Here is a 19,742-nt window from a genome sequence, read left to right as displayed (position 1 = left end):
TCGACCGACGGGTTCGTCGCCCTCGGGACGACTCAGCTCACAGCAGGCCGAGCTTGGCCGCGCAGCCGGGCCACTGGCCCCAGCCGGACTGCGCCTGGAGCGCCTGGGCGCGCTGCGTCTGCTCGGCGGCCGAGGCGTCCGAGGGCAGGCCGCTGCCGCCCATGGCCACCCAGGTCTGCGCCGAGAACTGGTAGAGGCCGTAGTAGCCGTTGCCGGTGTTCGTCGTCGGGTCGCCGCCCGACTCGCACTCGGCGAGCTGCGCCCACACGCCCGCAGGCGCGGAGCCGCCGGAGGAGGATGACGAGTCGTCGGAGGAGGACGAGTCGTCGGAGGTGTCCTCGACGGGCGCGGGCTCGGGCTCCGGCTCGGGCTCGGGGCGCTCCTTGGTGCCCTCGACCACGACCTCGGTGACCGGCTTCGTCGTCACCTTGTCCGAGAGCTTCTCGCGCTCGGTGACCTTGCCGTCGACGGTCGTCACGCGGAAGACCTTGGTGCGCTCGCCGTCCTTGCCCTCCTGGCTGACGGTGCTCCCCAGGTCGGCGTACCGGTCGGCGTCGGTCTCCGTGCGCGACTCGTGCTCGATCGCGCTCTTCTTGGCGACCTTCTTCGTGTCCACGCGCTCGATGACGACCCGCACCGAGGGATCGCCCTCGGCCATCGCGGCCTGGCGCTCGACGTAGACGTTGTCGTCGCGGTCGACCGTCAGGTCGAGCCCGGCAAGGATCCCCTCCAGCCCGACGCTGCCGTCGTCGACGACGGTCGTGGTGCCGTCCGCGACGATCGCGACCGGCTCCTGGGCGTCGAGGCGCAGCGGCAGCGAGGCGCGGTCGCCGGACCGGGAGGCGACGAGCGCCACGTCGGAGCCGCGGGCGTCGAGGCCGCGCAGCGCCTCGTCGGCGTCGAGCGCGGTGACCCACACGTCGTCGCGCTCGCCGTCGACGTCCACGGTGAGCTCGCGCCCGTAGCGGACGACGACGTCGGAGCCGTCACGCAGCGCGGCGTCCGCGCCGGGGGTGACGGCGTCGCGGTCGCCGACGCGGACGCCCTCGGACTCCAGCAGCCCGGCGACGGACCCGGAGTACGTGTCGACGGTGCGCGTGGCGCCGTCGATGTCGAGGGTGACGGTCTTGTGGGCCTGCCCGTAGGCGGCGGCTCCGCCGCCGGCCAGGACGATCGCTCCGGCCGCGAGGCCCGCTACGAGGGGCCAGCGCCGCCGCGTCCGGGTCGAGGTCTCGGCGGTGGCGGTCTCCTCGGGGGTCGGCGCGGGCGGCGTGGTCGGGGTGTCGTTCGTGGGGTTCACTCGGGTCCAGTCGTCGCGGGTTCCGGTCACGACGGCGGGGTCCCGGCTGGCGGTCGGGTCCGGCATCGATCCGGTGGCACCGACCGACCGTAACCGGATCGTGACCATCTACCAAGCCCGGGTGTGGTAGAGATGCCCGCCTCTGTCATGCGCTGTCCGGAAAGTGAGTGCGTCCGGCGACGCCTGCGCCGCCCTGAGCCTGCCGAAGGGTCGAGACCATGTGGTCTCGACAGGCTCGACCGACGGAAGGTCAGTACCAGCCGACGTCGACGGAGTGCGACCACGCTCCGCAGGGGGTGCCGTAGCGGCCCGCGATGTAGCCCAGCCCCCAGGAGATCTGCGTGGCGGGGTTGGTCTCCCAGTCGGCCCCGGCGGTCGCCATCTTGGAGCCCGGCAGCGCCTGCGGGATGCCGTAGGCGCTGCTGGCGGGGTTGTCCGCGTTCCAGCGCCAGCCCGACTCCTTGTCCCACAGCTGCTCGAGGCAGGACCACTGCGAGCCGGCCCAGCCGCGCTCGGCCGCCATCGCCTGCCCGATCGCCTTGGCCGAGCCCGGGTCCGGGGTGGCCGTCGAGACGTCGAGGGTCCCGATCAGGATCTCCTCGTCCACCGGCTCGCGGGTGACCTCCCGGGACTTCACCGTGCGCTCGATCTCGGTGCCGTCCAGGGTCTTCACGGAGTAGGTCGTGACCCGCTCCCCCGGCACGCCCGCCGTGCGGACCACCTCGTAGCCCTCGGGCAGCTCGTCCGACTCGATCGTCGTGGACTCGAACGGGATGACCTCGGTGACCGTGTCCGAGCCCGCGTCGCCCCGGCTCACCAGCACGACCATCCCGTCGACGGCGGCACCGTCCAGCGGCGCGGAGGTGCGGTCGTGCTTGCCCAGCGTGATCCCGGCGACGTCGAGCACGTCGCGCACCGTCGACTGCGACGTGCGGATGGGCAGCACCGAGCCGTCGACGGCCACGTGCACCGTCTTGACCGTGGACACGCGGACCGGGTCGCGGTCGAGGACCGAGGAGCGCGACGCGGACGTCACCGCCCCGTCCCCGCGCGGGCCGAGCGCGGCCAGCAGCTCGCCCACCGTGTGCGCCGTCGTGGCGAACGTCGTCGTCGCGCCGTCGATCTCGACCGTCACCTCGCGGCTGGTGCGGACCACGACCTCGCCGCCGTCGCGCGCCGGCCCGTTCGGCGCGGGCTGCACGAGGTCGTCGGGGCCGACGGCGATGTGGTGGTAGGCGAGCAGGTCGCCCACGGAGTCGCCGTACGCGTCCACGGTGGCGACGTGCCCGTCGTAGTCGATCGTCACGGTCTTCTGCTCGTGCGTGACGGCGAGGGAGCCGCCCACCAGGGCGAGGAGGACCACGCCGTGCACGACGTGCCGGGAGCCCGAGGGCAGCGGGTCGCGGCGTCGCCGCGGGCGACCACGCCCCGTCGTCCCGCTCACCCTGGCCACGAGCACCAGACCGTAGCCGAACCGTGACCTCGGGGGGAAGCCCCGGTCACGCGCCGGGCGGCCGGACCGCCACGCGGAACCCCGCCCGGCTCACCACGGGCCGTAGACCTGCTCGGACGTGGCCGAGACCGCGGCGCACACCGCGTCGAGCGGCCGGTCGAGGACCTCGGCCATCGCCCGCACCGTGAAGGCGGCGACGTAGGGCGCGTTGGGCCGGCCCCGGTACGGGTGCGGCGGCAGGTACGGCGCGTCGGTCTCGACGAGCACGAGCTCGAGCGGCACCGCCCGGAGCGCCGCCCGCAGGTGGTCGTTCTTCGGGTACGTCACGGGTCCGGCGAAGGACAGGTACCACCCGTGCTCCGCCGCGAGGGCGGCCATCTCCTCGTCGCCGGAGTAGCAGTGGAAGACGGTGCGCTCGGGGGCGCCGTCGCGCAGCAGGACGTCGATCACCTGCGCGTGCGCGTCGCGGTCGTGGATCTGCAGCGCGAGGCCCAGCTCCTTCGCGAGCGCGACGTGGGCGCGGAACGCCTCCCGCTGGGCGACCTCTCCGCGCGGGCCCGTGCGGAACAGGTCCATGCCGGTCTCGCCGATCGCGCGCACCCGCGGATTGGCACGGGCGACGTCCGCGACCCGCGCGAGGGCGTCGTCGAGCGACGTGGCGTGGTGCGGTGCGGGGTCGGGCTCGAGGCCGTCGGGACCCACCTCGCGCACGCCCGCGTGCAGCACCGCCTCGTTGGGGTGGATCGCCACGGCTCCCAGCACACTCGCCGCTCGGGCCCCCGCCGGTCGAGCCCCCGCCGGTCGAGCCTGTCGAGACCCGGTCTCGACAGGCTCAGCCAACGGGGTCTCGACAGGCTCGACCGACGAGGCGAGGGCGCGCAGGAGGGCGTCGGTCCACTCGATGCCGGGCAGGTCGCAGCCGACCTGCACCACCCGGTCGACGCCCGCCGCCGCGGCGCACGCGAGGTGCTCGGCCACGGCGGGCGCGACCACGCCGTCCGGCAGGACGCCTGCGATCGCGTCGAGGTGCGTGTGGTTGTCGACGACGGGCAGGGGCAGCGGCTCGGGGTCCGGCGGGAACCCGCGCTCGCGCTGGCGCGCCACCCGGTCAGGCCTTCTCGCGCAGCCGCTCGAGCTCCTCCTCGACGATCGAGTCGTCGAGCTTGGTGAACACCGGCACGGGCTTGTCGATCGGCGTGCCGGGCACGACCGCGCGCGACGTCCAGGCCGGGAAGCCGGCCTCGCCGCGGTAGTCGCCCGTGATCACCGGGTACTGCCGCGAGTCGTCGTCGAGGTCCGTGACCTCGTCGATGCGCGGCTGCGGCGCGAACGTGCCGGCGCCGCCGAGGGTCTCGTGGACCTTCTGCGACGAGTGCGGCAGGAACGGGCTCAGCAGGGTGTTGCAGTCGCTGACCGCCTGGGTCACGGTGTGCAGCACGGTGGCGAGCCGGTCGGGGTCGGACTTGAGCTTCCACGGCTCGGTCTCCGACACGTACCGGTTGACGTCGCCGACGACGCGCATCGCCTCCGCGACCCCCGCCCGCTGGCGGTTGGACTCGACGAGCGAGCCGATCGTCGTGAACGCCTCGTTCGTCGACTTGAGGACCGCGCGGTCGACGTCGGCCAGCTCGCCGGGCGTCGGGATCTCGCCGAAGTTCTTGTGCACCATGCTCGCCGTGCGGTTGACGAGGTTGCCCCAGCCGGCGACCAGCTCGTCGTTGGTGCGCCGCAGGAAGCCGTCCCACGTGAAGTCGACGTCCTGGCTCTCCGGCCCGGCCGCGGCGACGTAGTACCGGAACGCGTCCGGCTGGTAGCGGGCGAGCATGTCGCGCACGTAGATGACGACGCCGCGCGAGGAGGAGAACTTCTGCCCCTCGACGTTGAGGAACTCGCTGCTCACGACCTCCGTCGGCAGCTGGAGCCCGCCGTACTGGCCCGGCGCCCCGCCCTTGTTCCCCAGCCCGTCGTAGCCGAGCAGCTCCGCCGGCCAGATCTGGGAGTGGAACGTGATGTTGTCCTTGCCCATGAAGTAGAACGACCGGGCGTTCTCCTGCGTCCACCAGGCGCGCCACGCCTCCGGGTCGCCCGAGCGGCGGGCCCACTCGATCGACGCGGACAGGTAGCCGATGACGGCGTCGAACCACACGTACAGCCGCTTGGTGGGGTTGTCCTCCCAGCCCGGCAGCGGCACCGGGATGCCCCAGTCGATGTCGCGCGTCATGGCGCGCGGGCGCACGTCGTCGAGCAGGTTCCGGCTGAACTTCAGCACGTTGGGCCGCCACCCGGAACGGGTGTCGAGCCAGGAGCTCAGCGCGTCGACGAACGCCGGCAGGTCGAGGAAGAAGTGGTTCGACTCGACGAACTTCGGCGTCTCGCCGTTGATGCGGCTGCGCGGGTTCACCAGGTCGATCGGGTCGAGCTGGTTGCCGCAGTTGTCGCACTGGTCGCCGCGCGCGCCGTCGTAGGAGCAGATGGGGCAGGTGCCCTCGATGAAGCGGTCGGGCAGCGTGCGGCCCGTCGACGGGGAGATGGCGCCCATGGTCGACTTCTCGACCATGTAGCCGTTCTTGTGCACCGTGCGGAACATCTCCTGCACGACGGCGTAGTGGTTGCGCGTGGTGGTGCGCGTGAACAGGTCGTAGGACAGGCCGAGCGACGTGAGGTCCTCGACGATGACGCGGTTGTACCGGTCGGCCAGCTCCTGCGGGGTCACGCCCTCCTGCTCCGCCTGCACGAGGATCGGCGTCCCGTGCTCGTCGGTGCCGGAGACCATCAGCACGTCGTGACCCGCCATCCGCATGTACCGGCTGAAGACGTCGGAGGGAACGCCGAAGCCGGCGACGTGGCCGATGTGCCGCGGGCCGTTGGCGTAGGGCCACGCCACGGCCGAGAGGATGTGGGTCATGCGGGCGATTCTATGGGGCCCGCGTGGCCGGTTCGCCCGGCGCGGGGGTCGCGTCCGGCGACGGGACGTCGAACGCGGCCACGACGTCGTCGGTGCACCGGTCGGTCCCCGCGTCGCAGAGCCGGTAGGTGAGCGAGTCCCGGTAGCCCGGTCCCAGGTCGGTGTACCGCCCCGTGTTGGGCACCGTCGCGACCACCCTGCCGTTGCGCACCACGTCGACCTCGGCCGAGGTGGCGCCCTCCCACTCGAGGTCGACCCAGCGCAGCCCGTGGAGCTCGTGCGCCGCGGCACGGGCCACGAAGCGGGCGCCCACCCGCACCTTGACCACCCTCCCCGGCGCCGTCTGGGTCCCGAAGTAGGCGTGCTCGCCGCGCGGGTCGATCACTGCGGAGACCAGGCCGTCCTCGCCGTCCGGGAGCGCCACCGAGCCGACGGGTTCGAACCGCTCGAGGTCGACCGTGACGACACGTCCGTGCGTGGCGAACGACGCGAAGTCGCCCTGCGGATCCATCACCGCCGAGAACAGAGCGCCGGCCTCCAGGTTCAGCGCGGCGTCCCGCTCGAACGATCCGAGGTCGACCCGCACCACCCGGCCGCTGGTGCCCTCGCCGGTGCCGAAGTAGGCGTGCTCGCCGTCCGGATCGACGACCGCCGAGCGCAGGTAGCGCTCGCCGGGCTCGAACGTGACCGTGCCGGCGTGCTCGAAGGTCTCCAGGTCGATCCGCACCACCTGCCCGGCCGGATAGGTCATCGTGCCGAAGTAGGCGTACTCGCCGCTCGGATCCATGACGGCGCTGGCGAGGAACTCCGCACCCGGGCCGAGCACGACGGCGCCGACCCTCTCGAACGTGCGAAGGTCGACCTTCACCACCCGTCCGGGGTTCGTACCGGTCCCGAAGTAGGCGAACTCCCCGGCGGGGTCGATCACCGCCGACCGCACGTTCACCTCGCCCTCGCCGAGGACCAGGATCTTGTCGAGCGTGAACGTCTCGAGGTCGATCCGCACCACCCGGCTCGGAGAGGTGGCGACCCCGAAGTAGGCGTACCGGCCCGCGGGATCGATGACGCCGTCCTGCAGGCGCCGCTGGCCGACGCCGACCGACACCGCGCCCACGCGCTCGAAGGTCTGCAGGTCGACCTTCACGACGTAGCCGGGCAAGGGGTTGGAGACCCGGTCGGTGCCGAAGTAGGCGTATCTCCCGGCGGGGTCGATCACCGCGGAGCCGAGGTTCTCCTCGAGACTGCGGGCCTGCACCGCCCCGATCCGCGCGGGGACGGTGGTCCCGCTGCCGCGGAGCGAGACCGCCGCCGGCCGCCCGCCGTCGCTCAGCACGGAGAAGGTCGCCTCGACCGGCTCCTCGGCCGTCGGCCGGAACGAGTACTCGAGGGTGCAGCTCTCCAGCCGCCCGAGCCGGAACGGCAGGTGGTCGCAGGTGCCGCCGGACCGGACGAAGCCGGACCCGGGCCGGGACACCCACGCGACGGTCACCGGGCGGGAGCCCGTGCTCGTCAGCGTCACGCTCATCGGCCCGCCGGCCGTCCCGATCGGCACCGTGCCGAAGTCCAGCGACGCCGGGCCGACGTCGAGGCCACGACCGGCCGGGGCGGCCAGCGCGAGGTCGCGCGAGGTGGTCGCGTCCTGCACGACCGACGTCGCCGCCGTCCCCGTCACGTACGCGAGGGCGGAGGCCGCGACCGTGTAGTCGCCGACCGGCAGCCGGACGTCGTAGCGCCCGTCGGCGTCGGTGCTGCGGGGCAGCCCGACCGGGCCGGAGGCATCGGCGACGGTCACGGTCGCGCCGGCGACCGGCGCCCCCGTGGCGGCGTCCGTGACCACGCCGGTCACCAGGCCGGCCGGCCCCCGCGGCGCGCGGTCCACCGCCGCGTAGGCGTCGAGCCTGCCCTCGCCCCAGACGTTGTTGTTCCCGGCCGTGCCCCCGCAGGTCCGGTCGTCGACGTCGGCCGCGGTCCGGTCCAGCAGCAGCCGGGTCTCGACGACGTCGCGGGAGACGGCGGGCGCCGCGGACCACATCAGCGCCACGGTGCCGGCCACGTGCGGCGCGGCCATCGACGTGCCGTCCGAGGCCGCGTAGCCGTCGCCGGGGACCGACGACCGCACCGCCACACCCGGCGCGGCGATGTTCGGCTTGACCAGGCCGCCGAACTCCGACGGCCCGCGGCTCGAGAACTCCGCGATGGTGCCGTCGGCGGCGTACGCGCCCACCGCGTAGCTCTCGGGCATGTTGCCCGGGTTGCCGTCCGTCCCGCACACGGGACCCTCGTTGCCGGCGGAGAACACGGGGAAGATGCCCGCGGCGACCCAGGCCCGGACGGTCTCCTGGAACCAGGGGTCGTCGGCGGCGGCGGCGCTGCCCCAGGAGTTGTTGATGACGTGGGGCCGCAGCGCGGGGTCCGGGTCGTCGCCGTCGATCTCGGTCGGCGCGAGCATCCACTGGCCGCTGGACAGGAGCGCGTTCTGGGTGCAGGACCGGCCGGCGCAGCCCTTCGCGGCGATCCACCGGGCGCCGGGCGCGACGCCGATGTGGTTCTCGCCGTCGTCGCCGACCATCGTCCCCATCGTGTGGGTGCCGTGCCCGGCGCTGTCGCACGGGGTGCGCCCCAGGATGCCGCAGCTGCGGGTCGCGTCCCACCAGTTGTGGTCGTGGTCGACCGTGCCGTCGCCGTTGCTGCCGCGGTACTGCGCGACCAGGGCGGGATGGTCGTACTGGACCCCGGAGTCGATGTTGCCGACGACGATGCCCTCGCCGGTCACGCCCCACTGCTCCCAGACCCGGGGTGCCCCGATCTGGTCGACGCCCCACTCGACGCCCGCGGCCGCCGTCGGCGCGTCGGCCGTCGGCGCGTCGGCCGTCGGGGTCGGCTCCGGCAGCTCGTAGACCCGGTCCGCGGCCACCGTGGCCACCTCCGGCAGCGCCACGATCCGCTCCAGGAGCCCGGCGTCACCGGTGACCTCGACGGTGTTGGCGATCCAGAACGTCTCGTAGTCGGCGCCCTCGGCGTCCAGCAGCTCGACGAGGTCCGCCTGGCTTTCCTCGGCAGCGGCGGTGAGCCGCTGGTAGACGACGCGACCCTGGCGCGAGCGGCCGTCGATCGCGGCCGCGCCGCTGAGGTCCGCCTCCTCCTTCAGGTAGACCCAGAACGTGGTGGCTCCCCCGTCCTCGAGCTCCGCCGTCACCCGCCGCTCGACCGTCGGCTCCGCGGAGGGGGCGGCCGGGTCGGTGCCGGCCTGCGCGTCGGTCGCGACGGCGGCGGGCTCGGCCGCCGCCGGCGCTCCCGCCGCGAGCACTGCCGCGCACCCGACGGCGAGGACCGACGCTACCGACCGATGCAGGCGGTCTCTGGTGAGTCTCACGGGGGTTCCTCTCGCGCGCCGGCCACGGTGGGTCGGAGCGGCACGACGTGGTCGACGTCGACGCTCCGGCGCTTCAGCGTCGCCGCGACGCCGCGTACGGCGCGAGTGTGCAGATGACCCATCAATTACCCGGGCCCGGTCGGGGGCGTCAGCGCAGCGCGACGCGCACCAGACGGTCGTCGCCGCCCGCCGGCGAGCCCCGGCCGTCCGTGTTGCTCGTCAGCACCCACAGCCCGTCGCCGTCGCCCGCGCCGACGGCGACGACGGCGCGCAGGCGGCCCAGCTCGCCGGCGAGCAGCGCCTGCGGCCGCCCGAGGCCCGGGCTGTCGCCGTCGGTCTGCACGTCGGTGCCGGCGTCGGCCGTCTCGAGGAACGGCACCCGCCACAGCGTCTCGCCGCGCAGCCCCGCGAGGTAGACGGCGTCGCGCGTCACCGCAAGGCCCGACGGCGACGCCTCGGCGGGCGCCCACCACGCCACCGGGTCGACGAAGTCGCCGTCCCCGCCGCCCGGCCCCTCGACGTCGGGCCAGCCGTAGTTGCCGCCGCGCTCGATGACGTTGAGCTCGTCGTAGGCGTTCTGCCCGAACTCGCTCGCGAACATCCGCCCGCCCGGGTCCCACCCGAGGCCCTGCACGTTGCGGTGCCCGAGCGTCCACACCGGCGAACCCGCGTCCGGGTTGCCGGGGGCGGGGTCGCCGTCGGGCTCCAGGCGCAGGATCTTGCCGCCGAGCGAGCCCGGGTCCTGGGAGTTCGCCGGGTCGGCGGCGTCACCGGTGCCCACGTAGAGGTAGCCGTCGGGGCCGAAGGCGAGGCCGCCGCCGTCGTGGTTCCCGGCGCGGGGGATGCCGTCGATCACCGTGGTGAGCTCGCCCAGGGTCGTGCCGTCGAGGCTGCCGCGCAGGACGGCGTTGTCGTCGGCGCCCGTGCGGTAGACGAACACCTCGCCCGGCCGGTCGGCGTCCGGCGGAGCGATCGCGACCCCGAGCAGGCCGGCCTCGCCGCCGGGCACCGTCTCGGCGGCGAGCAGGTCGGCGCCCGGGCCGGTGACGTCGGTCGTCGTGCGGGCGGCGGGGTCGACCACGACGAGCCGTGCGGCGTCGCGCAGGGTGACCAGCAGCGTGCCGTCGCCGAGCGGGGCCAGTCCCCACGGGACGTCGAGCGACTCGACCACCGTCTCGGCCACGGCCCGCGGCGCGGGCTCCGCGTGCAGCGTCGTGGAGGTGCCCGTCGGCTCGGGCGACAGCGGCGTCTCGAGCGTCGGCCGCACCGGGCTCCGCGTCGTCCCGTCCTCGGGCGTGTCGCCCGGGCCCGAGCAGCCCGCGGCGGCCAGGACCGCGAACGACGACGCGACGACGACGCGGCCGAACCGGGACGGGGAGCGGGTCATGGCCCCATCCTGGGGCCTCGCCCACCGACATCGGGCGGAAGCGCGCCGCGCCACCACGCGGGCGTCGTGCGCAACGTCGGCATCGTGCGCTACGTCGCCGGGGATCCGGTGAGCTCGACGCCCGCCGCGGCGAGCTCCCGCCGGGCCAGGACGCCCTGCTCCGCGCTGACGGGGATGGTGAGGTCGGTGAGCACGCGGGTGGCGAAGCCGAGCCCGACGGCGTCCAGCGCGGTGCGCTTGACGCAGTGCGACTCCACCAGCCCGACGACGTCGACCGCGTCGACGCGGGCGTCGCGCAGCGCCTGCTCGAGCGTCCGCCCGTCGCCGTCCGTGCCCTCGAAGCCGGAGTAGCCGTGGGCGTACTGGCCCTTCTTCACGGACACGTCGGGGTCGAGGTCGGCCAGCGCCGGGTGAAGCTCGGCGTTCGGCGTTCCCGCGATGCCGTGCGGCGGCCAGGAGTCGACGAAGTCGGGGGTGTCGCTGAAGTGGTCGCCGGGGTCGACGTGCCAGTCCTGCGTGGTCACGACCAGCGCGTACCGGCCGCGGTGCGCCGCCACGTACGCCGCGACGTCGTGCGCGACCCGGTTCCCGCCGTCGACGGCGAGCTCGCCGCCCTCGCAGAAGGTGGGCTGCACATCGACGACGACGAGGGCGCGGCGCGTGGTCGGCGGGGTGGCCGTGGTGTCGCTCATACGCCCACTGTGCCACCGTCCGACCAGGTCGGGCTGGGACGGGCGTGGTCGGGCGACCTCAGTAGGCGCCGTACCCCCCGACGTCGGGGGGCCGCAGCGGCTCGACGCACATCGTCCCCGCCATCGGCCGCGCGCCGTCCGGGGCGGGCGGGACGAACGGGACGTCACGGGGGCGCTCGAGCGGCGGCTCCTTCGCCCGGCGGAACCAGGCGCGGATGCGGCCTGCGATACCTCGGTCGTCACCCATGTGGACCTCCGTCTTTGGCACGGTCTTGACCTCAGCCTGCCAGGACCTCGACCCGCGGTCCACCGCGACCGGCCGAACCCCCGCTACCTCGCGGCGAGCGCGGCGGCGTAGAGGTCGCGCTTGGGCACGCCCGCCGTCGTCGCGACGTCGGCGACCGCCGCCTTGAGCCGCTCGCCCGCCTCCACGCGCGCCAGCACCTCGGCGACGAGGTCCTCGGCGCTCGGCGCCGCGGCGGCCGGTGCCCCGCCGACGACGACGCAGATCTCGCCGCGCAGCCCGTCGCCGTCGGCGTCCCGCGCGTCCACGAGCGCCACGAGCTCTCCGAGCGGCCCGCGCAGCGCCTCCTCGTAGGTCTTGGTCAGCTCGCGGCACACCGCGGCGGGGCGGCCGTCGCCGAACGCCTCCGCCATCGCCCGCAGCGCCTGGCCGATCCGGTGCGGCGCCTCGAAGAACACCATCGTGCGGTGCTCGTCCGCGAGCGCCCCGAGCCAGCGTGCCCGCTCCCCAGCCTTGCGCGGCACGAACCCCTCGAACGTGAACCGGTCGGTCGGCAGCCCGGACAGGGCGAGCGCGGTGAGCACCGCCGACGGCCCGGGCGCGGCCGTCACGCGCAGGCCGCGCTCCACCGCGCGCGCCACCACCCGGTAGCCGGGGTCGGACACGGCCGGCATCCCGGCGTCCGACACGACGACGACGGTGCCCCCGCCGGCGACGACGTCGAGCAGCTCGTCCGCGCGGGCCGCCTCGTTGTGCTCGTGGTACGACGTGACCCGCCCGCCCACCGTGATCCCGAGCCGGGCGACGAGGGCGTGCAGCCGGCGGGTGTCCTCGGCGGCGACGACGTCGGCGTCCGCGAGCAGCCTCCGGAGCCGGGGCGACGCGTCCTCGACGTTGCCGATCGGGGTCGCCGCCAGCACGATCGACCCGGCCTCCGGCGTCGGGCGGCCTCCGTCGCCGGCGCCGGGGCCGGACGGCGGGGCGGGGGCGGGGCGGTCGACGGGCGGCTCGGGGGTCATGGTGACCAGCGTCCCACGCCCCTACGATGTGCCGGTGACCGACCCCGACGCCGCACCCGCGCCCGGAGAGCAGCCGTCCTTCGACGCCGAGCCGCCCGCCGACGCGGAGAGGCCGGTCGAGGCGGAGCCGCCCGCCGAGGGCCGCCACCTCGCCACGGACGACGGCACCCCGCCGCCGGACCCGTGGGCGCGGCCCGCGCCGCCGTTCGCCAGCACGGCGGACGCGCCCGCCGACGAGCGGTCCACCGAGACGCGGCTGCTGGAGCGGCTGCTGGGACGCCGCCGCATGCAGCTCGACCTGCGCCGCCGCGACCGGTTCTGGGGCTGGTTCGGCACGATCGTCGTGACGCTGTTGGCGGCCGCCGCACGGCTGTGGCAGCTCGGCCAGCCGCACGCCCTCGTCTTCGACGAGACGTACTACGTCAAGGACGCCTTCACCCTGGGCGAGCTGGGCTTCGCTGCCCAGTGGCCGGACGAGCCGAACCCCGCGTTCGAGGCGGGCGACGTCTTCACGTTCCTGGAGAAGGCCGCGTACGTCGTGCACCCGCCGGTCGGCAAGTGGATGATCTGGCTCGGCATGGAGGCCGGCGGCGGCGCCACGAGCGCGTTCGCGTGGCGGCTCGCGAGCGCCGTCGTCGGGGTCCTCGCCGTCTTCCTGCTGGTGCGGATCGCGCGACGGCTGTTCTCGTCGTCTCTGATGGGGGTGGTGGCAGGGCTGCTGCTCGCCGTGGACGGCGAGGCGATCGTGCACTCACGCGTCGCGCTGCTGGACCAGTTCCTCATGTTCTGGGTGCTGGTGGCGTTCGGCTGTCTCGTGATGGACCGGGAGCAGGCCCGACGGCGGCTCGCCTCGCGCGTGGCGGCCGTGGTCGACGCGGGCGGCGTCGTCGGCCGGTACGGGCCGCGGGTGGGCTTCCGGTGGTGGCGGCTGGCGGCCGGCGTGAGCCTCGGCCTGGCGTGCGGCACCAAGTGGTCCGGGCTGTGGTTCGTCGCGGTGTTCGGCATCCTCACGGTGCTGTGGGACCTGGCCGCGCGCCGCCAGGTCGGCGTCGGGCGCTGGTGGGAGGACGGCCTCGTCGTCGACGCCGTCCCCGCCTTCCTGACCATCGTGCCGACGGCGTTCGTCGTGTACGTGGCGTCGTGGTGGTCGTGGTTCGCGCACCAGGGCGCCTACCTGCGGCAGTGGGCGGCCGAGAACCCCGGCGAGGGCGTGACCTGGCTGCCCGCCCCCCTGCGCAGCTTCGTCGAGTACCACCGACAGATGTGGGACTTCCACACGGGGCTCGACTCCGAGCACAACTACGCGGCGCACCCGCTGGGCTGGATCGTGCAGTGGCGGCCCACCTCGTTCTTCTGGGAGAAGGAGGCCCCCGGCCAGGGCACGTGCCCCGCCGACGCGGCCGAGGCCTGCACCCGGGCGGTGACGTCGCTCGGCAACCCGCTGCTGTGGCTGCTGGCCGCGCTGGCGATCGTCGCGACGGTCTGGCTGGGCATCCGGTTCCGCGACTGGCGCGCCGTCGCCGTGCTGTCGGGCACCGTCGCGGGCTGGCTGCCCTGGTTCGCCTACGCCCCGCCGTTCAGCGACCGGACCATCTTCACGTTCTACTCGATCGCGTTCGCGCCGTGGGTCGTGCTCACGCTCGTGTACCCGATGGTGGTGGCGCTGGAACGTACGGAGGGCCGGCGCGGCCGGGGTCGGGTCGTGGCGGTGATCACGATCGTGCTCACGCTGATCGTCGCCGTCTCGGTGGCGTTCTACCCGTTGTGGTCCGGCCTGCAGGTGCCGTATTCGTACTGGCAGACGCTGATGCGCCTCGAGTCCTGGATCTGACGTCATCGGTGGTTGAGCTTGTCGAAACCACGGACCGGGTTTCGACAAGCTCAACCAGCGGGTCCTACCAGTCGACCTGGGGGGTCGGGTGGAACTCCCATCCGACGGCGCGCCAGGCCGGGGCCTGGGCGGCCGTGCGGGCGCGGAAGCCGTCCCAGTCCTTGCGCTCCGGCGTCGTCCACGCCACCTCGGCGACGGCGCCCAGGCGTGGCAGCAGCATGGAGAACAGCTCGTCGCGGGTGCTGATCGTCTCGGTCCACACGGCGGCCTCGACGCCCTCGACGGCGTCCGCGGGCAGGCCGTCGATCACCTTGGTCGGCTCCCACTCATAGGAGTCGCGCAGCTCGACGTACCCGGCCCAGTGCAGGCCCAGCGGGTGCTCGGGCGTGTACTTCATGTCGAGGTAGGCGTGGTTGCCGGGCGACATGACGAACCGTGCCCCGGCCCGCGCCGCGCCGACGAACCGGCCGAACTCCTCGCCCTTGGGCTCCCAGTACTGCAGCAGCGTGCCGGGCTCGACGGGGCCGCGAGCGCCCTCCTGCCAGAAGATCGGCGTCTTGCCGGCCTCGCGCACGATCCGGCCCGCGAGCTCGACGAACTTCGCGAACTCCTCGAGCTCCATGGTGTGCACCTCGTCGCCGCCCACGTGCACCCACTCGCCGCGCGTCATCGCGGCCACGTCGCCGATGACGTCGCGCAGGAACGGCTCCGTCGCCGGGTTGTCGAACCACAGGCGCGAGAAGCCGACCTCGATGCCGTCGTAGGAGTCGGTGGCCAGCCCGTCCTTCGTCAGGCCGCCGTAGACGTGCGTCGCGGCGTTGACGTGCCCCGGCATGTCGAACTCCGGCACGATCGTCACGAACCGCGCCGCGGCGTAGTCCTGCAGCTCTCGGTAGTCGTCGACGGTGAGGAAGCCCGCGGTGCCGCCGCCCACCTGGTTGTCCGACGCCTTCTCCAGCTCCGGCCGCGACGGGATCTCGAGGCGCCAGCCCTGGTCGTCGGTGAGGTGCAGGTGCAGCACGCGCAGCTTGAACGCCGCGACCAGGTCCACCACCGCGCGGATGTCGTCGGGGCCGAACCAGTGCCGCACGACGTCGAACGACAGCCCGCGCCACGGGTAGCGGGGGGCGTCGTGCACGACGACGGCGGGCACGGACCGCGGCTCGGCCGCGACGCCGGCCTGCGTGGCGGGGCCCGACGCCGCGGGCACGAGCTGGCGCAGCGTGCGGACGGCGTGCAGCAGGCCGACGCGCTCGGGCGCCGTCGCGACCACGCCGTCGGCCGACACCCGCAGCGTGTACCGCTCCGGGTTGTCCGACCCGTCGGGGCCGGCCGCCTCGTCGAGCCGCAGCACGACGTCGACGGCCCCGTCGGCGTCCGCGCCGTCGGCCTGGGCGACCGGCAGCCCGGCGGCGGCGAGCTGCTCGGCCGCCAGCGCCGCGAGCTCGTCGTCGGGCGCGGCGACGTGCACGGCCCTCGCTCGTAGCGCGGGCCCGTCGTGCTGGTCGACGACGGTGGGCCAGGGGATCAGCGGCAGCAACGCGATCAGTCTCCAGACAGGGGTGGGCCAGGGGCGGAAGGCAAAACGTTAGTGAGCCTGCCGAATCGCTGTCAACGAGCCGGGGCGGGTCGCCTCACGACGCGGCGACGAGCACGGGCGCGGGCTCCGACGGAACCGACCCGGCCACCCCGGGGTACGGGTACTCCGGGCCCGACCATCCGAGGTGCACGCCCGGGGGCACGTCGGCGGTGACCTGCTCCCACACCCACTCCCCGGTCGTGGTGCCGCCGGTGCGGTCGGCCGCGAGCACGACCTCGACCTGCGGCGCCGGCCGCAGCGCCCCCCGGTCCGTGACGGACTCGGGCCGGGTCTGGTGGACGACGAGCAGGGTCGGCGGCAGGCCCTCGCGCGTCATCGTCTCTGCGAGGAGGTCGATCACCGCCTGCACCTCGGCGGCCGTGACCTCGTGGCTCGGCGTCGCGTACCCGTCGCCGAGCCGTCGCTCCGGGTGCACCGCGATCCCGACGCCGGGGTCGCGCAGCAGCGGCTCGACGGCGCGCACCTCCTCGACCAGCGGCGCCGACCCGGCGCCGACGTCGAGCAGCACGTACAGCCCCGCGGCGCGCGCCGCGTCGAGCAGCGGCCCCAGGACGTCGAGCTCCTCCTCGTCGACCCAGTCGCCGTCCTCCCCCGGGACGGACGACGACGTGCTCGCCGTGACGACGAGCGTGGGCACCACCGGGCCGGCGTCCTCGGCGGCATCGTCACCTTCGGCGTCCTCGGTCGCGTCGCCGTCGACGGCGGAGTCGTCGTCCTCGGACGCGTCCTCCGCGGATGCCGGGTCCGCGCCCTCGTACGCGGCGGCCGCGGCCTGGGCCCGGGCGACGGCGGCCTCCGGGTCGTCCCACCGGTCGGCGGTCGTCGTGACGTACCGCGCCGGCAGCAGGTGCTGCGAGCCCGTCGGGAGCACCGCCGCCCGCTCGGCGGCCGCGACCCGCCAGGCGAAGTCGCCCGGGTCGCCGAACGACGGCCCCACCCCCACGACGGTGAGCGCCTGCGCCTCGTCGAGTGTCTGCACCGCGTGCAGGGCACCGAGGTCGCCGCCCGCGACCTCCGACGCGACCGCGCCCGCCGCCCGCAGGGACGCGATCGCGGCCTCCTGCCCGGGCATCGGGTCGACGACGACGAGCACCTCGCGCAGCAGCTCCGGGTCGGCCGCGCCGTCCTCCCCCGCCAGGGCCACCGGCGCGCCGACGACGTCCTCGAGGTCCGCGCGCAGGTCCGCCAGGTCGTCGTCGTCGAGCGCCGGGTACCCGCCGGCGTCGGCGTCCGGAGAACCGGCCGGCCCCACGACGTCGGCCGCGACGTTCACGACCTGCACCCCCGCCGCCTCGGCGGCCACCGCCGCAGCGCTGTCGGCGTCGCCGACCACGACGGCGGCGCGGGCGCCGAGCCGCTGCAGCTCCTCGCCGAGGCCGCCGTCGGCGCCGTCCGCCCGCGCCAGCAGGGCGGGTCCTCGCACGGCGACGGCTGCCGCGGCGAGAGCCCCGCGGGCGTCGGCGTCCTCGGCGTCGGCGAGCACCACCGTCTCGGCGCGCGCGTACACGGTCTGGCTCGCGGTGAGCGCGAGCTCCGCCGGGTCGGCCGAGTCGAGGAGGACGGCGTGCTCCTCGATCTCGCGCACCGCGACCGACGGCGCGGACTCCTCGGGCCGGGCGGCGTCGTCGGGATCCGCCGCGCTGCACCCGCCGAGCGTCAGGGCACCGGTCGCGACGAGGGCAGGCAGGACGAATCGGACGTTCCGGAGGGGCACGACCCACATCTTTGCGTATCCGACCGCCCCTGGTCGACGGCCTCGAGAACCTGGGCTCGCCGCAGCAGCGCGAACTTCTCGAACTTGGGCATGCACACCCCTTGAAGGGCGAGCCGTGCCCAGCGATCGTACGGTTGACCGGGTCACGTTCCAGGCCGCCGACGCTGGGGGCAGAGATGCACACGGCCATGATCGTTCGACGTATCGGCTTCGGCATGCTCGCAATCGCGGCGGCCACGGTCTTCTTCGTCGCTGCACCGGAGAGCGTCGACACGGGCGGCCATGCCGGCGAAGTGGCCAGCATCGAGGCCGAGGACGATCTCAACAACGCGTCGGCAGAGGGCGCGCCTCAACAGGCTGTGGTGAACGGGTGGACGACGAACCGCTATCTCGGGCTCCTCACCGACCAGATGGACGACCAGCTCCAGCGGCCGGTCGGCGACCCCCGACTACCGGCGCTTCTCCTGGTCCTCGTCCTTGGTGCCTGCCTGCACTGGGGCACCTCGGACACCACACGCTCCCCGGCCCGCACCGCGAAGCCGGGTCTGGCCGACATGCCAGCTCGTCCGGACCCGGCAGGGCCCCGCGCGCCAAGGCTCGACCAGTCCGACTGAGCCGCGGACCCACATGGGGCCGGTGACGATTCGATGGTTTGAAATCTCGCTGACAACGAGGCCGTACCAAAACGACGAAGGCCGCCGACCTGACGGTCGACGGCCTTCGCTTCGGTGGAGCTAGGGGGATTCGAACCCCCGACCTTCTCATTGCGAACGAGACGCGCTACCAACTGCGCCATAGCCCCGAGAGCGGTGCCAACATTAGCACCACGGCCCCGCAGGTCGCCAAATCGGCGTCACCCCGCCGCCCGGCGTCGGGCCAGGATCTGCTCGAGCGGCAGACCGAGCGTCTCCGTGCGTGGCCGGGGCTCGTCGCCGGCGTGGGACGACCCGCCGTCGGAGGGATGCTCGGGGGCCGTGCGCGCGGGCGTCACGGTCGGGCCGAGCGCCTCGTGCATGGTGGCCGCGAGCGATGCGGCGGCCGACCCGGTTCCCGCGGACGGGACGGCCGGGAGCGGCCTCGGCTCGCGCCGCGGCGCCGAGGGCTTGGTCACGTAGGTGGGCAGAGGAACGGGCACGGGGTCCCACGGCTCGCCGCCGACGGGCGCGCGTCCCGTCGTGGTGGTCGCCGCGCCGGGCTGTGGCCCTCGGTCGACGTCGCCGCCGTCGGTCTCCGCGCGGTCCCCGACCGCGGCCGTGGCCGGCTCGCGACGCGCCGGCCGGGCCTCCGCCGGCGTCACGACGTCGATCGGCACGGGCGTCCCCGCCCGGACGTCGACCCGGAACCCCTGGTCGGCGCGCGCCGACGACGGCGCCGGCACCCGCGGGATCATCTGGGTGTGCGCGGCCGACGGGCGCACGGCGTGACCCGTCACCCGGGCACGGTTGCGCGGCGCGTACGGGCCGCCGTTGGCGAGGGCGCGCGCCTGCGTGGCCTCGCGCTGCGCGGTGCGCCGCTCCGCCGTCCAGCGCGCGTCGGCGCGGCGCGCCGAGCGGGCCGCCAGCCGTCCGAGAGCCAGCACGACGAGCAGGAGCGCCGACGGCACTGCGCCCGCGTACCAGTCCACGAGGCCCGTCGCGACGACGGCCCAGCCCGCGATCGTCGCGAGCAGCAGCAGGACCGTGAGCAGCAACCGGCGGCGGGCCCGGGCGGCCCGCAGCTCGAGCTGCGCCAGGCGAGACGCGCGCTGCTCGGGGCGAGGTCGCGCGTCGGCGGCTCCGCCCTCGCCGGGCGGCGCGCCGCGCGACGCGCCCGGACCGCGCGACGCGTCCCTGTGCTCGTCGTGACCCATCGGTCGCTCCCCTCCTGCGTCGTCCGACGACGGGCCGGGCGCCAGGAGCGGCGCCGACCCGCCGGGCAGCATCGTCGAACCGGTCACGGGCCCCGGCGCTGCCCCGCGCTGTCCTGAGCCCGCGTCGTCCTGAGCCCGTCGAAGGGTCGAAGGGCCGTCGGCCACCGCCAGCACCCGCAGACCGGTGGAGAACCTGTCGTCCACGCGGGAGTCGAGCAGCTGCTGGCGGAGCCGCAGCCGGTGCGGCACCCAGAACCCCAGCCACAGGACGAACAGCGCGAGCGCTGCTACCCCTGCCGCCGACGATTCCACGTCACGACGGTAGGGGACGCCACGACCACACCGACGGCACCCGGGGCGGCGTGTCCGGTGTCG

General features: G+C 74.6%; 14 protein-coding genes and 1 tRNA gene. 2 read left to right on the top strand and 13 right to left on the bottom strand.

Annotated elements, in window-relative coordinates:
- Window positions 1–37: 37 nt before the first annotated feature.
- The 9 genes from ABD254_RS14715 to rsmI form a co-directional block, all read right to left on the bottom strand.
- Window positions 38–1,330 (bottom strand): resuscitation-promoting factor, encoded by a 1,293-nt coding sequence (locus tag ABD254_RS14715; RefSeq protein ID WP_344249169.1) that lies wholly within the window; start codon window positions 1,328–1,330, stop codon window positions 38–40.
- A gap of 220 nt (window positions 1,331–1,550) precedes the next feature.
- Window positions 1,551–2,753: a resuscitation-promoting factor gene (locus ABD254_RS14710; protein ID WP_344249168.1), complete on the bottom strand. Its 1,203-nt coding sequence runs from the start codon at window positions 2,751–2,753 to the stop codon at window positions 1,551–1,553.
- Window positions 2,754–2,843: 90 nt separating this feature from the next.
- Window positions 2,844–3,857 (bottom strand): TatD family hydrolase, encoded by a 1,014-nt coding sequence (locus tag ABD254_RS14705; protein WP_344249167.1) that lies wholly within the window; start codon window positions 3,855–3,857, stop codon window positions 2,844–2,846.
- A gap of 4 nt (window positions 3,858–3,861) precedes the next feature.
- The gene (gene metG / locus ABD254_RS14700; RefSeq protein WP_344249166.1) at window positions 3,862–5,658 is read right to left on the bottom strand and encodes a methionine--tRNA ligase; all 1,797 of its coding nucleotides are present in this window, start codon (window positions 5,656–5,658) and stop codon (window positions 3,862–3,864) included.
- 10 nt (window positions 5,659–5,668) lie between these two features.
- The gene (locus ABD254_RS14695; protein ID WP_344249165.1) at window positions 5,669–9,031 is read right to left on the bottom strand and encodes a S8 family serine peptidase; all 3,363 of its coding nucleotides are present in this window, start codon (window positions 9,029–9,031) and stop codon (window positions 5,669–5,671) included.
- A 148-nt stretch (window positions 9,032–9,179) separates the two neighbouring features.
- Window positions 9,180–10,418 (bottom strand): PQQ-dependent sugar dehydrogenase, encoded by a 1,239-nt coding sequence (locus tag ABD254_RS14690; protein WP_344249164.1) that lies wholly within the window; start codon window positions 10,416–10,418, stop codon window positions 9,180–9,182.
- An 89-nt stretch (window positions 10,419–10,507) separates the two neighbouring features.
- Window positions 10,508–11,110, bottom strand: coding sequence for an isochorismatase family protein (locus ABD254_RS14685; protein ID WP_344249163.1), 603 nt, complete (start codon window positions 11,108–11,110; stop codon window positions 10,508–10,510).
- 58 nt (window positions 11,111–11,168) lie between these two features.
- Window positions 11,169–11,357 (bottom strand): hypothetical protein, encoded by a 189-nt coding sequence (locus ABD254_RS14680; RefSeq protein ID WP_344249162.1) that lies wholly within the window; start codon window positions 11,355–11,357, stop codon window positions 11,169–11,171.
- Between the two features lie 83 nt (window positions 11,358–11,440).
- Window positions 11,441–12,373, bottom strand: coding sequence for a 16S rRNA (cytidine(1402)-2'-O)-methyltransferase (gene rsmI / locus ABD254_RS14675; protein ID WP_344249161.1), 933 nt, complete (start codon window positions 12,371–12,373; stop codon window positions 11,441–11,443).
- Window positions 12,374–12,407: 34 nt separating this feature from the next.
- Here rsmI and ABD254_RS14670 point away from each other — a divergent pair, with 34 nt between their 5' ends.
- A complete protein-coding gene (locus ABD254_RS14670; protein WP_344249160.1) occupies window positions 12,408–14,204 on the top strand; it encodes a dolichyl-phosphate-mannose--protein mannosyltransferase in 1,797 nt (598 codons plus the stop codon).
- A gap of 64 nt (window positions 14,205–14,268) precedes the next feature.
- Here ABD254_RS14670 and ABD254_RS14665 read toward each other — a convergent pair whose 3' ends face one another.
- Both ABD254_RS14665 and ABD254_RS14660 read right to left on the bottom strand, forming a co-directional pair.
- Window positions 14,269–15,744: a family 20 glycosylhydrolase gene (locus ABD254_RS14665; RefSeq protein ID WP_344249159.1), complete on the bottom strand. Its 1,476-nt coding sequence runs from the start codon at window positions 15,742–15,744 to the stop codon at window positions 14,269–14,271.
- Window positions 15,745–15,838: 94 nt separating this feature from the next.
- A complete protein-coding gene (locus ABD254_RS14660) occupies window positions 15,839–17,518 on the bottom strand; it encodes a hypothetical protein (RefSeq protein WP_344249158.1) in 1,680 nt (559 codons plus the stop codon).
- Between the two features lie 188 nt (window positions 17,519–17,706).
- Here ABD254_RS14660 and ABD254_RS14655 point away from each other — a divergent pair, with 188 nt between their 5' ends.
- Entirely contained in the window at window positions 17,707–18,132 is a 426-nt protein-coding gene (locus tag ABD254_RS14655) for a hypothetical protein (protein WP_344249157.1), read from the top strand.
- A 115-nt stretch (window positions 18,133–18,247) separates the two neighbouring features.
- On the opposite strand, the gene ABD254_RS14650 is transcribed toward ABD254_RS14655, so the two are convergent.
- A tRNA-Ala gene (locus ABD254_RS14650) sits at window positions 18,248–18,320 on the bottom strand.
- 51 nt (window positions 18,321–18,371) lie between these two features.
- The gene (locus ABD254_RS14645) at window positions 18,372–19,679 is read right to left on the bottom strand and encodes a hypothetical protein (RefSeq protein ID WP_344249156.1); all 1,308 of its coding nucleotides are present in this window, start codon (window positions 19,677–19,679) and stop codon (window positions 18,372–18,374) included.
- Window positions 19,680–19,742 lie beyond the last annotated feature (63 nt).

The organism is Isoptericola hypogeus, assembly GCF_039531145.1.
In the GTDB taxonomy this organism is placed as follows: domain Bacteria; phylum Actinomycetota; class Actinomycetes; order Actinomycetales; family Cellulomonadaceae; genus Isoptericola; species Isoptericola hypogeus.
Note: the sequence above shows the minus strand (reverse complement) of the source record. Positions and strands in the feature narration are given on the sequence as shown.